10 protein-coding genes are annotated in these 16,211 nt (G+C 66.3%); 8 read left to right on the forward strand and 2 right to left on the reverse strand.

Annotated features, from left to right (window positions below; translation table 11 throughout):
- The first annotated feature begins 281 nt into the window (after window positions 1–281).
- The 4 genes from ACFC79_RS15190 to ACFC79_RS15205 are packed head-to-tail and all read left to right on the forward strand — an operon-like array spanning window position 282 to window position 4,371.
- Window positions 282–809 (forward strand): hypothetical protein, encoded by a 528-nt coding sequence (locus ACFC79_RS15190; protein ID WP_376239952.1) that lies wholly within the window; start codon window positions 282–284, stop codon window positions 807–809.
- A gap of 15 nt (window positions 810–824) precedes the next feature.
- Window positions 825–3,398 carry a hypothetical protein gene (locus tag ACFC79_RS15195; RefSeq protein ID WP_376239954.1) on the forward strand — a complete coding sequence of 858 codons (2,574 nt, stop codon included), beginning with the start codon at window positions 825–827 and terminating at the stop codon, window positions 3,396–3,398.
- Window positions 3,395–4,174, forward strand: a complete 780-nt coding sequence (locus ACFC79_RS15200) for a hypothetical protein (protein ID WP_376239956.1) — start codon at window positions 3,395–3,397, stop codon at window positions 4,172–4,174. The genes ACFC79_RS15195 and ACFC79_RS15200 overlap by 4 nt, the downstream gene beginning before the upstream one ends.
- 5 nt (window positions 4,175–4,179) lie before the next feature.
- Complete coding sequence (locus tag ACFC79_RS15205) at window positions 4,180–4,371, forward strand: hypothetical protein (RefSeq protein WP_376239959.1); 192 nt, start codon at window positions 4,180–4,182, stop codon at window positions 4,369–4,371.
- A gap of 119 nt (window positions 4,372–4,490) precedes the next feature.
- Here the strand turns inward: ACFC79_RS15205 and ACFC79_RS15210 are convergent, their stop codons facing one another.
- Window positions 4,491–5,624, reverse strand: a complete 1,134-nt coding sequence (locus ACFC79_RS15210; RefSeq protein ID WP_376239961.1) for a barstar family protein — start codon at window positions 5,622–5,624, stop codon at window positions 4,491–4,493.
- A 721-nt stretch (window positions 5,625–6,345) separates the two neighbouring features.
- On the opposite strand from ACFC79_RS15210, the gene ACFC79_RS15215 reads away from it, so the two are divergent.
- Both ACFC79_RS15215 and ACFC79_RS15220 read left to right on the forward strand, forming a co-directional pair.
- Window positions 6,346–7,556 (forward strand): IS3 family transposase gene (locus ACFC79_RS15215; protein WP_376239963.1). Its coding sequence is split into 2 segments (ribosomal slippage): window positions 6,346–6,637 and window positions 6,637–7,556, totalling 1,212 coding nucleotides; the frame shifts between segments, so codons are not numbered across the junction.
- 246 nt (window positions 7,557–7,802) lie between these two features.
- Window positions 7,803–10,820, forward strand: a complete 3,018-nt coding sequence (locus ACFC79_RS15220) for a hypothetical protein (protein WP_376239965.1) — start codon at window positions 7,803–7,805, stop codon at window positions 10,818–10,820.
- Window positions 10,821–11,117: 297 nt separating this feature from the next.
- Here ACFC79_RS15220 and ACFC79_RS15225 read toward each other — a convergent pair whose 3' ends face one another.
- Window positions 11,118–11,264 (reverse strand): hypothetical protein, encoded by a 147-nt coding sequence (locus ACFC79_RS15225; protein WP_363145565.1) that lies wholly within the window; start codon window positions 11,262–11,264, stop codon window positions 11,118–11,120.
- Window positions 11,265–11,983: 719 nt separating this feature from the next.
- On the opposite strand from ACFC79_RS15225, the gene ACFC79_RS15230 reads away from it, so the two are divergent.
- Together ACFC79_RS15230 and ACFC79_RS15235 are read left to right on the forward strand one after the other, a co-directional pair.
- A complete protein-coding gene (locus tag ACFC79_RS15230) occupies window positions 11,984–12,397 on the forward strand; it encodes a hypothetical protein (RefSeq protein WP_376239967.1) in 414 nt (137 codons plus the stop codon).
- Window positions 12,394–16,161: an AAA domain-containing protein gene (locus ACFC79_RS15235; RefSeq protein ID WP_376239970.1), complete on the forward strand. Its 3,768-nt coding sequence runs from the start codon at window positions 12,394–12,396 to the stop codon at window positions 16,159–16,161. The genes ACFC79_RS15230 and ACFC79_RS15235 overlap by 4 nt, the downstream gene beginning before the upstream one ends.
- The last annotated feature ends 50 nt before the right edge of the window (window positions 16,162–16,211 follow it).

Here is a 16,211-nt window from a genome sequence, read left to right on the forward strand (position 1 = left end):
GGCGCTCCTTTTGCATATTTCGGCCATACCGGGAAGCTCTCGCCTGAGCCATTCCGCATAGTTCCGGCTGGAAGTGCGTTTGCCATATGCGCGCCAGCCGGGCGCCAACTGACTGCGCCCACGTCAAGGGCATCGCACACATGAACGCCAGGAGTGTTTGGGACATCACCATGGGTGACCGGGAAGCTCCTTCTCTCTGAGTGACAGCAACCGTACCGTCAGTCAGGTTTTGCGCCCGCGCGTACACAGCGGGTCGCGCAATCAACGGGGAGGGCACATCCGTGGATCCACTGACGTTTCCGATGCTCGTCGGCACCGCACTCACCGAGGCGGTCAAGTTCCTGTTCGACCGGGCCGGAGCGGTCCTTGATCGGCGCGCTGGTCGGGTTCCCGTGGAGGAACCGGAGCAAGTCGATGGACAGATCGGGGCGTTGACCGTCCGCCCGGCTGAACTGTCCTCTGCGCGGATCGAGCGCATCACCGAGGCTCGGGGAGCGCTCCAGGTGTATCTGACCCGCCCGGCGCTGCTGCAGGGAGACGATGCGGGACTCAGGGATCTGTTGGGTGCGCTCCGCCTGGACTTGGAGGAGATCTACGGGCGCCAGCTACCTTTCGGCGACGAGGAGGAGCGGCCCGCGCGCCTGGGCGTCTCCGTCACGCAGCGCGCGGAACAACTCACCGGCCACCAGGTCGGTGTACGTGCGCAGGAAATTTCCAGGACGGGCCGCGTTCGCGTGGACCAGTCCGCGAAGGTCGTCGAGGCGGCAGCGGAACAGGTCGGCGTCGAGATCGACGGAACCATCGGCTGAGAGGCGGCCCAACCGATGGCTCTCGACGATGAGCAGGACTTCATCCAGCAGCAGTCCGTTCCGGCTACCGGAAGCCCATATAGCGCTGCCGAAGAGTTGCGCGGACGTCCACCGCTACTCGACCAGTACAGCGACGTAGACCAGACCAAACACACAGAGGCCGCCGCCTCCGCCGACACGCCCACCCCAGTCTCCGAGGCCGACACCGAGTCAACAGTGCCCGCTCGTCCCGAAGTGATCGGGTCGGCGAGCTCACAGTCAGGATCCGCGCCCACGCTGTATCCCCCTGCCCCTGCCATCCCACCGAACAGCCCGGAACCCGCCGCTCATCGAGAAGCTGAGCGGGGCAGGACGGAACAACCGTCCCCCGAGGCGATCGAAGCCGTCGGGCAGGCGGCCACGCTCCAGCGCGCGTTGATCAACCTGGGCGAGATGATCGGCACGAAGTACGTGTTCGAGCAGACGCTGGACGCCGACGCGCCCATCGACGCCGAATACTTGGCAGTGATCCGCAGGGTTTATGCCAAGCCCCGCTCTGAAGACACAGACCGAACCCGCAGCCCCTTCGCCCAGGCCCTTCAGGTCCTGCGACCTTCAGGTTCCGTCCTGGTCATCAACCGCCCACCCAACAGCAGCAGAACCACAACCGCATACGCCCTTCTCGACCAGCTAGTGGCAGAAGGTTTGATCTCGGAAGTACGGCCCCTCTCCTTCGGTGGATCCCAGCACTTCCCCGCCCGACGTCTGCCTCATGACCGTCGGTGCGGATTCCTAATCGAACTCCCGCCAGACGAAGACAAATTCCAGGTAGCCGACACATTTGGTTCCGGCCTGGGGAAGCTCGGTGAGCAGCTGGCCCGACGAGACAACCGACTCATCGTCCTGACCCGACCGGAACAGTGGCGACGAATCAGCCACGGCGCGCCGCCGAGTGCTGCGCCAGATCTGGGCGAGATCCATCCTCACGACATCGCCACGCGCTGGCTGCTGGCGCAGGAGCCGTCGTTCCCCGTCAATGCCTGGCTCGGCAGCGCCGACATACGCCGGCTCATCGACGGTATGACGCCCACGGACATCTTGAACGTCACTCCCCTCATGCTCGATGAGCACCGGACCGCCGAGCAACTCGCAGCCGATGCCCTCTCGGACGTAACTCGGGATTCGGCGCAGCAAACGCCTACCGAGCGGCGCCGCTCCCTCGACGACCAGATTTCCAATGTCGTGGCTGTCCTCAGCAACTGGGAAGACGCACTCTACGAGTGGCACGAACCAGAAGGCCGCGTCCGGACCAGCTTCGAACGGAACTTCCTCCTCACCGCAGCGGTCCTGCGCGGTGACCCGGTAGGCCACGTGTACGCAAAGGCAGCGGAGTTGACCGACACGCTCGACAAACGCGACACGCCTGTCCCTGTCCACGGGCAACAGGCACCAGGCGTGATCGCCATGACCAAGGCCATCAAAGCGCGCCGCGAGGAGGACGGGACCCTCCGTTTCGACCGGCCGCACTGGGATGACGCCGCGATCGAGTATTTCTGGAACGACCGTCCGCTGGCCCGCACCTCCTTCTTGAAGTGGCTCGCCCAAGTCCCCATCGATGACACAGGGACGAACAAGGAAGCCCTGGAGACCATCACCAAGGACGCCCGTCGCGCCTTGGCAGCCCGCATCGGTGAGTTCGCGCTGCGCTGGGCCGTACGCCATCGCAGACAAGAACCGCTAGAGGCGATCGTCACGGCGTGGTACGCACATGGCACGGACAAAGAACTGTGGCCCTTAGCGGTGAAGTTGCTCGACAACGCGGCGATCCATGCAGCCAGTGCTCCGTACGTGCACTCCCTGTTACTTTCCTGGGCCAAGCGCAAGGATGCCTCCCTCCAACAGGCCGTCGTCGAGGTCTGCACCGGACAGTTCGGACGACGTCACACCGGGAAGGCGCTACGCCGCCTGAAGCGCGTGGCCAACAGCGGGCTGCCGGAGGTCGTGGACAGCCTGCGCGAAGCGATCCAGGTGCTGTGGGCGGACACCTCCGTGCGGAAGACGCTCTTCGGGTACGTCGTCGATTGGTGCGGCGACGAGAAGATCCGGGACACCGTTGGCCACCGTACGTTCACCGCTCTCGCCGCGTCGTCTGCGCCAGAAGCCGACCGAGTGCCGCTGGTGCTCCACAGCGACACCACGCCGGACTCCGACGAAGAGGAGGACTTCCGGCCTCCAGTCGCCGGCCTTGTCACCGGGTGGCGCACTCTCCTACGTCAGGCAACCGGAGCGGCGGGGGATCGCGAACTCGACCGAGCCATCTTCCTGTGGCTCGATGCGGCTCTTGAGCGGCCGCCTCTGCGACGGATCATCCTCGACACCCTTCGGCGGGCCGTCGACGTCCGCGGCCCTGAAGGCCCGACCCTGCGCGAGGCTCTGCGTACCTGCTCACAAGTATGGGTTCAGAGCGAAGATCGCCCGTACTCGCACGACCGGGCCAACCTGAAACTCGAACTCTCCTCTCTCCTAGACGCCGACCTCGCCAAGGTCCAGCGCCTCCTGCTGCAGGAAGACCCCGAGGCAGACACGTCAGAGGAGCGCGAAGCCGCATGAAGCGTCGCCCCGCCCCCGAAGGCGCCGCCCAACCGGGCGGCGCCACCTGGGTCTCCATCTTCTCCGACCGACCACGCAGCGCGGACCCGACGCTCCACTTCCGCGCGCATGTCCGAGCGACATGGCGGCGACGTGACGACACCGACATCCCCGCGGCCCCGTACGCAGCCGGGCAACTCGTCAGGGCCGTGATCGATGAAGCAGCCGCCGCCTGCGATGTCCTGCGCCATGACGCCGCTGAGCAGGACATCGGCACTGCACTCGCCGAAGCCCTGCCTCTCGGGGGCGTGGGGGTGATCGTCGTGGACGCCACCGTGAGTGTCGAGGTGGACGAAGCAACACAGAAGGCCGCGCTCGCCGCGGAACAGCTCCAGCAGAACCACCGTCGCCAGGAAGAACTGCTGCGTCGCGAACTCGAGCTGGACGAGCTGGCCCGTCGCCAGGCCAAAGCGCGCGAGGAATTTCTCCAAGAACACATCCTCGCCAACCCCGCTGCCGCCCGTCTCTACACAGCCCTGGAAGGCTCGGCCGAGAACTGGCCCCGCCTGGGCGGCCCACCGGCGGGTACGGATCTCGAAGATCTGGTCCGCACGGTCAGGCAGTGGCAACCCGGACAGCAGTGGGTCGTTATCGCTCAGGTGATCCACGATTTCGTCGGCAAGCTGACCCCTGAAGGTTGCAAGGAACTACTCGTCCTACTTGCAGGCACCGTAAGAGCATTCGGTGACGAGGACGCCGCCCGTGCCCTCACCGCCATCGCCGGCGAGTTCCAGTGAACCTGATGCTCCTGCGCTGGCTTCTCGATCCGGTCACCAGCTTGCTGGCGGTGCGGCTTCGTGCCCAAAACCACGGACGTATGTCGTACGAGGCGGCCTGGCGACTGGCCCGCGTCACCCGGCACCCCGACGAGATGGGGTATCGCCTGCACGGCCATCTCCCGGAGGACCCCACGGAGGTGACCGGGCCGCCGTGAGCGCAGCCAGCGTTCCCTAACCGCCCAACGTGAACGTGGCTGCGGCCGATCAGCCCCTGACTGCGCGTTTACAAGATCCGCGGGTGAGAGTGCGAACAGGCCGGGACGTCGCGCCCTTGTCATTGGAGAACAACCGTGACGCCGAAGGATTCGAGGAGCCGCACGATCTCCTCGAAGTAGCTCAGCCCCTTCTCGGCGTCCCAGATGTCGTCCGCCAGCGCCTGGCGAGCGACGTCGGCGTCGTGCCAGATCAAAGTGAAGGGTGCGGTCACACCGAAGCCACCGTGCAGGCAGTCCTTGAAGGCGTTCCATTCCCGGCCGTAATAGCCGCCAGGTCCCGCCAGCGCCTCCGCCATCGCGCAGTGCAGGCCAGGCACGTCCGTGACGTACGCACCGTCGAGATGGTGGACACCGCCCGAACGGTCCGGGCCCTGTCCGCTCATGCCGGTGGCGGTCAGGTCGAGCCATTCGGACCTGCCCTCGGCGGAGAGCGGAGCCCATTGATTACTGATATCCGGGGCGCCCCTGTACCAGGTCTCCCAGATCGAGCGGGCCAGTAGCGGCGGCCTCTCCTCACCGCCGTCGGTGAGCTTGACGTCGAGGAGACTGCCGCCCAGTACAGACGGCCGGGCGGTCTCGATGCGCAGGTGGACGTTGTGGCGATACATCACTCGGCCGGCGCGGTCCAAAGCCCACAGCCCCACCCAGTCCCGGTCCCACTTACGTGGCCGTCGCAGGACAGCAAGTAGGGGTTCCGCAGGCTCGCAGCCAACGAGTCTCATCGGCACGGGCGCCGGGGCACCTCGCGTCACGAACAGCCCGTCCACAGCCAGGCACTGGCCGACCGAACCGGGCGTCCCCGTAGGCCCCGCGAACAGCTTGAACCGCGGCGGCGTCGGAAGGGTGTGTGTCCAGGCGTGCTCTTCCTCGACGCCCGCCCCGACCACAATGTCCACCAGGGCCTGATCGTCCCGGTTCGGCTGATGAGCGATGACGACGCAGTCGAGCAATGACCACCACTGCAATGCCTGATCTTCGTCCCAGACCTCGATGCATACGTCACCCAGCAAGGCGGTTGATGGCCGGCTCGGCATCAGCGCATCGCGGAGCAGCCCCTCGGGATCACATCCCCGCAGCGTCAAGACCTCGCGCGGCGGCGGCACCTTGTCCACGAACATGCCCTCGACACCCGCGCACCGTCCCCAGAACTCATCCTGGTCGTCTTCGTCCTGGTGGACCAGCAGGTACTTCACCGGGAAGCCCCGTTCCCAAGCGGCATGATCTCCGACCTGCACTCTGCCCCCGCCCACCCGCACACTCGTCTCCCCTCGATTCTCGCGGTCGGTAGATCACGCTCGCAAAGGCCAATGTGTGACCAGGTGGACCGGTGAGCCTGGTCGGGGCAGGAGCCAACTCATCCCGAAGGGGGAAAGTCAGGCATCCTAGAGGGTGCCGTCTACCTCAAGGCTGCAAGCTCTTCCGGGCCCTCGCGGCCCGGGGGAAGACGGAGACTCTGTGCAGCAAGCCGCCGCGAGTGCATCGCAGTCCGCCCGCACCCATGAACCAAACGCTGCATCAAACAAGAAACGTGGGGGGATCCTGGGAGATGGCCTTCTCTCAGAGAGCAACCAACGCCCCGTCACGCCGTCGCACGCCAATCCACCAACCTGCACGTATGCAAGATCCGAAGATGAGGACCTTCACCGAACCTCGTCCAGAATCAAGAGGTAGTGGATTTGACCGACGATGAAGGCATCCACGTTCCGAGGAGGGGAGCTTCAGTGGGAAACAGCGGCGGTGCTGCGACACATTCCGGGATCGACTTCCAGCAGCGTATCGCGGCTCTCATCATGAGCCACATGCTGTGTGATGCCTCAGAGCTTGATCTTCTGGGGTTCGGCGACGGGGCCCTGACCCCGGAGTCTGGACACCGGAGAGACTTGGATCTTGATGGTCCAGGAGAACGGAGTCCCCGTGGGGATGAAGCACTATCCCACCAAATTCAAGGCGGACGCTGTTGCGTTGTACCGGTCCCGTCCGGGAGCGACGATCAAGTCGGTCGCCGCCGACCTCGGGGTGAACACCGAGACGCTGCGCAACTGGATCCGGGCCGCCGACGGACGTCGCCCCGGTGCCCACTCCGTACCCGCGGTGGCGCCGCAGCCTGACGGTGACGCGGTTCAGGCGGAGCTGGCCGCCGCGCGGAGGAGGATCCGCGAGCTGGAGGAGGAGCGGGACATTCTCCGCAAGGCGGCTCGGTATTTCGCAGGGGAGACGCGCTGGTGAACCGCTGCCAGTTCGTTGACGATCACCAGCGCCGGTTTGGCGTGAAGCGGTTGTGCTCGATCCTGGGGATCGCGCGCTCGAGTTTCTACTACTGGCGCCGCACCGCCCCGGACCGGGCGGCCCGCCAGGCCGCCGACGACCGCCTTGCGGCCCGGATACGCAAGGCCCATCGAGACTCCGACGGTACCTACGGCGCCCCGAGGATCACCGCCGAGCTTCGCGACGAGGGCGGCCAGGTGGTCAACCACAAGCGCGTCGCAAGGATCATGCGGACCATCGGCCTCGAAGGGGTCCGCCTGAGGCGCCGGCATCGCACCACCATCTCCGACCCGGTCGCAGTGAAGGCGCCGGACCTGATCGGCCGCGACTTCACAGCGACCGAGGTGAACACGAAGTACGTCGGCGACATTACCTACCTGAGCGTCGGCGGCGGGAAGTTCTGCTATCTCGCGACCGTCATCGATCTATGTTCACGGCGTCTGGCCGGGTGGGCGATCGCCGACCACATGCGTTCCGAACTCGTCACTGACGCCCTCGCCGCCGCGATCCGGACCCGCGGCAGCCTCGCCGGAGCCGTGATGCACACCGCTCACGGAGCCCAGTACACAAGTCGGGCCTTCGCCGAAGCCTGCCGCCTCGCCGGTGTCCGTCAGAGCATGAGTGCGATCGGCAGCAGCGCGGACAACGCCGCTGCGGAATCGTTCAACGCGACCTTCAAAAGAGAGACGCTGAAGGGGCGAAAGGGCTGGTCAAACGAACGTGAGGCCCGACTCGACGCCTTCCGATGGCTGTCCCGCTACAACACGCAACGCCGGCATTCCCGGCTCGGCCAGCGATCCCCGATCACCTACGAGAACACCTTCCACTCAACAGCAACTACCCTGACCCGAGCCGCATAGACGTGTTCAAGATCCGGGGTCAAGGCCCGTGTTTGGCGCCTGAATTGCCTGGAGCCAGCCGTCGAGGCTGGCTCCAGGTATCACTCTCAGTGATTGACTCCAGGCGGGCGCTGAGAGGACTGTCGAGCGCGCCCTTCCGTGCTTGGTCAGGCTGGTCATGAGGCCCCGGCAGCGACGGAACCATCCACAGCAGCCACCACGTTGATCACGGCAAGAAGACTTGAGCACTGAGACGAAGGCGGCGGCATGGCGGAGCGTGGAGGGCAGGCTGCTGCCTTCGGGTTTCAGTACCAGTATCTGGTCACCTTGGAGGGGTTGCTGGCTGCTGCCGAGGGGCTCCAACCTGGCGTACACGCCGCGGTCATCGAACCGACTGAGACCGACGCACAGGGAGTGGACGACCCGGACGCCATCGACTTCGATCTGGTAGATGGCGACCGGTCCCCCGTGCTTGCCGCGCAAGTGAAATCAGGAGGACCGGGTACCGAGCTGTCTGCTCCGGCTGCTTTCGCTGTGCTGATGCGGATGATCAAGGCCAGACCGAGCGCCAAGGCTTACAGCTTGATCACCAATATGAGACTGCACTCCAAGGCAGTTCAGTTGAACCGGGTTCTGTGCCTCACCGATCCCGATGAGCTCCAACAGGAGCTGACCGCGCTCCTGGAGCGGAGCTCAAAACAGCAAGAAAACGCCAAGGGTCTTAACCATGACGAGCTGTTGCGGTTGCATCGCGCCCGCATCGTGCCGGATACCCGCGAGCCACATGAGCTGCGCGAGCAACTAAGGGAACGCATCAGGAAATTCCGTTCGCAGCAGCGCAGCGGCCTAGGGCTTCGCTCGGCAGGACGCATGACCAATCACCTGGTCTCGGAGATCTTCCGTAGAGCCTGTGGCGAGTTCGATGGAGTGCTCACCTTGGCGGACTTCCGTTTCGAACTTTTGACAGAGGCCGCTCACCTCGCCCATGACCTTGGCGGCTTCGACTGGGGCATCATGGTGGGCCCCGTCCCGTCGCCGCCGGATCTCCCAAGGCCCGACCTGTTGGCGCACATTCACCAGGCACTCACGGAAGCACCCGAGGATCGAGTGGTGCGGGCCTGCGTACTGCTGGGATTGTCCGGTATCGGAAAGACTAGTGCAGCAGCTGCGTATGCCCACGACGTCGCGGACTCCTACGACCACATCTTCTGGATTGATGCGGAGAGCGACGCCAGCCTGGCCGCCTCCTATCACGTCTTGCATGACTGGCTCGCCCCGCAGCAAGCGCAGGCGAACATGGACTCTTCTGCCCTACGCCACCGCGTACACGCGCTCCTGAGTGCCTTCCCAGGCCGCTGGCTTATGGTCGTCGATAACGCCTCGGACCGTCGCCGTCTACTTCCGTGGCTGCCCACCAGCGGGCGTGGGCATCTGATCATTACGTCCACCAACCAGAGCAGTTGGGCCACCCACCCCCGACGAGTACCCATCACTCACCTCACCACCGACCAGGCCGTGTCGCTGATCCGCCTGCGTCTATCCGACGACGGCTCCGTCTGGGACAAGGTGAGCGAACAGGCAGCAGCCGAGCTTGCGCAGAACCTGGAGTACTGGCCTCTAGCCATCGAGTTGGCCTGTGGCTACCTGGCCAGTTGCGGGCTCGGCCTTGCGGAGGTACCTCGCTATCTGAAACTCATCCGCGATCGTGCCTTGGACGACGAGCAGTCTGTCCCGCCTGGGTATCCGCGCACGCTCGTCGCGGCAATCCGGGTAGCCCTGCAACGAATCGGCCGCGCCACGAGAGGCGTTCGACAGCACGACATATCGAACGCGGCAATCGCGTCGATCAGCACCGCCTCTTACCTGGCCTCTCGCCAGATTCCGCTCCAGCTCCTGGTCGCCGCAGCCGTGGTGCCCAAGGAGTCCGTCATGCGCAGTGGCCTGAAGGGGCCGCTGATCATGGTGGAATCGAGCCAGAATCCTCTCAGCGTCCTGGAGATCCACCGTGCCTTGCGGACCGAGTCCCTCGTGCAGCGGGGTGAGCCGCTCAGCGCAGGCGGGCCTCACCGGCAGGCGAAGTCGGAGCATCCTGACGAGCTCGACGAGACGATCAGCATCAACGAGATCGTGCAGCACGTAGTACGGGCCACCTTGGAAGGCTCCAGCAGCGTGGAGCCGATTCTGAGCCGCGCCGCCTTTCACACACAGGGCTGGCTTGCTGAGTTCATCGATGATGAGGATGAGCACCGCATGCATCGGCTGGTTCCACACGCACAGAGCATCGCCGGCCATGCCCTGCGGCTCGGGATCAGCTCCGACGACCTTGCAGTCCTTTACGGCAACCTCGGCGGCGCCTACTTCCGCATCGGGAGTCTGGCAGCAGCACGATCGTGCTTCGAATCAGAGCTCAATGTCATCAGGGCCCGCACCGCTCCGGCACCCGCACTTGAGATCAAGACGCTGTTTCCGCTCGTTGCCGTGATGCGGGAGCAGGGCGCGCCGCTGGACCACTTGTTCCCACATCTGAAGCGCATCTACGGGCTAGCTCTACAACTCGCTGGCTCCCGTCCAACCGATGCAGCCAACGCGGTCGCCAACGTCCTGACAACACTCCGTACAGCAACGCATCGTGAGGTTCCAGGTGAAGCGGTCGTCCGCCTTATCGCCGACCTGCAAGCACTTGGCGCACGACTGCCGGATACAAACGTCTCCGAGATCCTTACTGAAATCGGATATATCACGCAGGCATTGAGCGATAGAAGTGTTGATGACACCGAGATCGAGACTCGGTGTCGGGCGCTGTTGGACAATGCGCAATTGCCCATTGTCCAGCGGATCAACGTTGTTGCCCTTTTTGCGGAATCCCTAGCATTCCAGGGCCGCTGGACCGAGGTCGCCATCGAGCTCGCAACACTCGACGGCTACGCGACCACATCGAAGCTGAACCCTCAGTCAATCGCAACTGCTGTGCACAACGTCGGTCTGCAGGTCGGCATGGCCCTCGTCCAGAACGAGACCCATGCTCTCCCTTCGCTATACAGGCTGACGGAGATCATCGCCCATGTCGACGAGGAGCACCTGGACAGAGCGGCTGACGGACCATTGAAGCTGCTGGTTCTCCGCCTCCTCGATGCTCTATATCGCAGTGACCGTACCGAGACCGAGGCACTCCTCACGGAGTTCGAAATGACAGATAAGTCCGTGCTCGACGCGGCACACGAAATTGGATGGCGGCTGGTCACGTTCCGTACCGTCGCGATGGCTACTGCGGCTCTCCCGGGCTGAAGAGGACGCAGGTGTAGTTGAGCGATGGGGTTTGCCCGCGTTTGTGGACATCTCTTGAGGGTCAGATCGTGGGATCTGGCATGGAGGTGTCGTGGTGGGTACAGCCCGGTATTCGGAAGAGTTCAAGCAGGACGCGATCAAACTGGTAGCCTCCACCGGCCGCTCCATCAACTCTGGGCTTTGCCCGGTTCCTCCCACGCCCCGTGATCACTGCTGGATGCAAGTCGACCGTCTTCTCCGGAGGGCAACCGCACTGTTGCAGCACGTCAAGGATCACCGCACCTGGCGCAAACTTGCTCACGCAACGTTGCGCACGATCGCGGCCCAGACGCCATCGCCGCCCAGCGTGGGAGAAATCTGGGAGATGATCTTCATCTGGAAGCCCGCCGAGACCACGCGAAAGCATTCGGGACCAAGCCCCTGACCAGCACTGATACCCATCATGGCTGTTCAGGATCTCGCCCGAACCTCATTCGGGACGAAGAGGTCGTGGGTTCAAATCCCGCCACCCCGACAGCTGAAACACCAGGTCAGGGCCATCGACTCACGCGAGTCGGTGGCCCTGAATGGTTTCCGCAACCGTTTTGGGAGCCATTGGGGAGCCGATCCCCGGATCCGGCTCCCGGATCTCCCGCTGCTCAAGCAGCGAGCTGCGCCGAGGCGGATCCCTCGGCGGGTGGGTCGAGAAGCGTGAACGCGCAGTCCCCGGGGCGCCGGCCCAAGCTCTGGACCATGACCGAGGTCCTCCGTCTTCGTGCGGTGGAGCTGGCGCAGGCCGTACGGTGTGAGGCCCTTCGCAGCAGCTCTGCCTCATTCATCCGAGCTCGGACCCTGATTCCCGGAGGCAAGGCGTCGCCCGCCCTCTCGTGGAAGTCGCCCGCCCTCTCGTGGAAGAGGTCTCCGCTCGGCCGCAATCCTTCGCGCCACCGCACCGGCCACGCGGCGCGTTTCCCGGCGGAGAGGACCGGGCTCGTCACGCTCCGCACCGGCTCGGGGCAGGCCGGGAGCCAGCCGGCCGGCTGGTCCGACACTGCTCCTCAGCAGTTCGGAGGTGGCCGGATGCCGTCCCTCCCGTTCGGCCTCGGCTGTCTCTTACGGAGGCCCGCGTGCCAAAGTCGCCGGACGGACCGAGCAAGCACATACGCGAAAGCAAGGAGCAGCACATGCGCGACGGGGGATCGCCGTGGACACTCACCGTGCCCACAGGCGGCGACACACTCCGGCAGGAGCGTCTCACCCGGGATTTGCACGACACCCTGCACAGGGCGGACGGTCTCGTCGTCGGCTTCCATGACGCCGACGGGCCCACCGAACCGGGCCGTAAGGGCACCGGCGTGGGCGAGCTGGCTCTCTGGGCTGCCACCGCCGCCGTCGCCCGCCCGGCGTCCCAGGTCCTGATCGCCCTGATCAAGGAGTGGTGCGCCAAGGAGCGGCACCGCAAGGTCGTGGTCACCATCGGGGACGACTCCGTCGAGATCACCGGGCGTCCGGACGCCGCGCAGGAGCGCATGGTCCGCGCGTTCCAGGACCGGGTCGTCGGCGACGACGGTCCCGAACCGGATGACGGCGCGGCATGACCCGCCTCCACAAGCGCCGGGCTCTCCTGATCGGCAACGAGCACTACGACGACGGCCACTTCTCGCCGCTGGCTTCCGTACGGGCGGACGTATGGGGGCTCGCCCAGGTCCTGAAGCACCGCAACATCGGCAACTTCGCCTCCGTCCAGACCGAATCCGATCTCACCGCCGACGACATGCGAGCGGTCATCGGCGAGTTCCTCCAGGAGCGCGACGAGGACGAACTCGCCCTCGTGTACGTCTCCGGGCATGGTGTACGCACGGTGCGTGACGGCGGCGAGTTCCACTTCGTCACCAAGGACACCGACTCCGACCGGGTGGCCGCGACCGGCGTCAGCGCCGGGTTCCTCAACGACGCACTGGAGGAGTGCGTCGCCCCGCAGAAGATCGTGATGATCGACTGCTGCCGCAGCGGCGGGTTCGCCATGGGTCTGCGCACGTCGGACCGGCGGGCCGAGAGCTCCGTGTCCAAGTCCGGCGAGCAGCCCCCGCTGACCAGCAGGGGTGTGTACGTCCTGTCGTCCTCACGGGCCGGGGAGGACTCGTACGCGGACGCGGGCGGCGGCGATGACGTGAAGCCGTCGGCATTCACCGGCGAGGTCATCGAGGCGCTGCGCACGGGGAAGGTCAGCAAGGACGGCGGCAGCGCGGTAACGGTCAGCGACCTGTTCCACTACGTCAACCGACGCATGCGTGCCCAGGACGGCGGGCGTCAGGTGCCGGTGCAGTCCACACACGGCGTCGACGACCGCATCGTCATCGCGGACAGCCCCTTCGGCCGGGCCCCCGTCCTCGATCCTCTGAGCCCTCGGCCCCGACCCGGCGCGGGAGAGCCGGCACAACCGCGTGCCACGAAGTCCGCTCATGCACAGCCCGCCTGGGCCAATGTGCTGGACTACTACCGCGAGTGCGTCCTGGCCGAGAGCGCCGAGACACCTCTGATGGAAGTGAGCCATCAGGACACGTCGTACGTGTGCCTGGGCGGTGCGGAGAAGTTCATCTCCGGCGACGTCGATGACGACGGCTGCGTCGCGCTCCCCGAGGAAGCGGCCCCGCTGGTGGATTCGGCGGCCGAGGAGGATGCCGAGCTCTGGGCGGGTTACCCGGCCGTGGTCCTCACCGGGCCTCGCACCGGGCGCCCCTGGCGGCAGCCGAAGTTCGCGCCCCTGCTGGTACGCCGGGTCGAGATCGTTCAGGACGAGGGCGAAGTGCGGCTGAGGCCGTACGGCCCGGTCCAGCCGCATCCTCAGCTGGCGCTCGACTGGCTGGGCGAGGACGAGGCCAACCAGCTCATCGACACGTTTCAGCCGTCCTGGCATCGAGGACAGCACGATCGTATGGCGGTGGAGGTGCGCAACCTCCTCACGCAGGAGTTCGAGCTGCCGTGCGTGCAGGAGCTCCGCCCCGACCAGCTCGCCGACCGCATCGACGTCCGCACGCCCGGCCACGGGGCCCGCAACACCGCGGTCCTGTTCGCGGCACGCCCCCAGACAGGCTTCACGAAGGGTCTTCTCAACGACTTCGCCGACATCGCCGGACAGACGGACCAGATCGGGAAGACCGCCCTCGGTGTCCTCGCGCCCGACGCCTCGCAGCGGGCCCGATCCCTCGCCCACACGGACCCCGAACCGACGCGCCTCGTGACGCCGCTGCCCTGCAACGAAGCGCAGACCGCGGTTCTCCGGTCCGCCATGACCCGCCGCCTCACCGTGGCCACGGGCCCGCCCGGCACCGGCAAGAGCCAGTTGGTCGCCAATCTTGTGGCCACGGCGATCGCGGCGGGCCAGACCGTGCTGGTCGCGTCCACCAACAACGATGCCGTGGACGAGGTCTGGCGCCGCTGCGACGAGTTGGTGCCCGGCAGCGTCGTGCGCACCGGCTCGGCGCGGAAGAACGGCAAGAGCAACGCGGAGCACGAGGCCGCCGCGCTGCACGCGCTGCGCACCGGTCCGGAGCCGTCCACCACTGTGCCCACGGCGTCCATGGCCACCACGCTGGCTACCGACCGCCTGGCAGAAGTACGGCAGGGTCTGGCCCACATCGCGAAGACCGAACTGCGGCTTCGCCGAGCAGGCGAAGCCCGCGCCCACCACGTGGAACAGTTCGGGATCAGCGTCACCGAACTCCAGGACCTGCTCGGTGGCGCGCCCAGGCCGAAGGAGCTGGAGGACAAAGCGCACCGCCTCTCCCGCGCGCGCTTCCTCGGATCGTGGCGCCGAACCCGTTTCCTGCGCAAGGCAGGTCTGGAGGGGTGCACCGGTGATCCCGCCGCGGGCTGCCTCGCGCTCGCCGGCTTCGCCGCGGCCGAGGCGGAGTGGCGTGACAGGCGCGGGCACGCTGCGTCGGTGGACGACACAGCGCTCACGCGCGTCCTGCGCGATGCGGAGAGCGCCGCGCAGGACGCTTCACGCACGCTCCTCGCCACCACGGTCCAAGCCGCCGCCCGGGCCGGACGCCGCCGCATTCTGGACCTGTTGGCGGCTCGGGACGGCAAACGCAGCGACTGGCCCCAGATGCGGAGGGTTCTGGGTCGCTCGGACGGCTCCACGGACGCGCCCGCGGTGGCCGGATGGGCTGTCACCAGCCTTTCCGCCCGGCGGTTCCCGCCGGGCCCGGCCCTGTTCGATCTCGTCGTCGTCGACGAAGCCAGCCAGTGCGCCATCCCCCACGTCCTCCCGCTGCTGTTCCGCGCGCGGCGCGCCCTGGTCATCGGCGACCCCATGCAGCTCACGCACATCACGCAGACCAGCCCGCACCGCGAGGCTCTCATCCGGCGCGGGAACGGGCTGCGGTCCGACTGGCTGGAGAAGCACCACCTCGCCTACCGGCGCCACTCCGCCTTCCACGCTGCCGAACAGTCGGCGGGCGGCACATTGCTTCTCGACGAGCACTTCCGCTGTCATCCGCACATCGCCGGGATCTCCAACGAGTTCTTCTACGACGGTGGGCTGACCGTTCTCACCGACACCCGTGGCCGTCCTGCTCTGGCGCGCCGCCCCGCTGTCATCTGGACGAATGTGACCGGACGGGCCGCCCGCCCTCCGTTCGGTGGCTCCTGGGTCAACGAGGACGAGATCCGCAAAGTGCTCGCCAGCGTCACGTACCTGTTGGAGCAGTTGCCGCCCGATGCCACCGTCGGCGTGGTCACTCCCTTCACGGGGCAGGCCGAAGCGCTGCGCAGGCGGCTGCGACCGTACGACGAGGAGCGCCTGCGCATCGGTACGGTGCACACATTCCAGGGCGGCGAACGCGACGTCATGGTGCTCTCCCTCGTCGCCGGCGAAGGCATTCATCCGGGCGCCGCCGAGTGGGTCGGTGGACAGCTGAACCTGTGGAACGTCGCCATCACCCGGGCACGCGGTCACCTCATCGTGGTGGGGGACAAGGAGTTCTGGCGAAAGCGGGGAGGCGTGGGCGCCGCACTGCTGGAGGCTGCGGAGCGGGACGGCGTGCCCCCGAGTGACAGAGACGAGGACGTGCTGCTCAAACGCCTGTACCAGAACCTCTCCCGCTCGGAGGAAGCCACTGTCGCGCTGGGCGAGACCGTCCACGGGCATGCCGCGGACGCCATGGTGCGTGGCGTCGGCGGGGCAGCCCCCCAAGCCGTGCTTCTCGACCGGGGCATGGATGAGGACGGCGACGCGGCACGCCACCTCCGGCTCATGCTGCACCGCCGGAACCTGCTGGGCAGCGGTGACGGCGAGGTCGAAGCGGCGCGTTGGCCGGCCTGGCGGCTGTACGACACCGACGAGCGGCGAGGGTGACCTCTGGCCCCGGCCACTGGCCAGGCAGGACACTCCCAGTCCGTACGCCT

Origin of the sequence: Streptomyces sp. NPDC056061 (assembly GCF_042266885.1) — a bacterium.
Classification (GTDB): Bacteria; Actinomycetota; Actinomycetes; order Streptomycetales; family Streptomycetaceae; genus Streptomyces.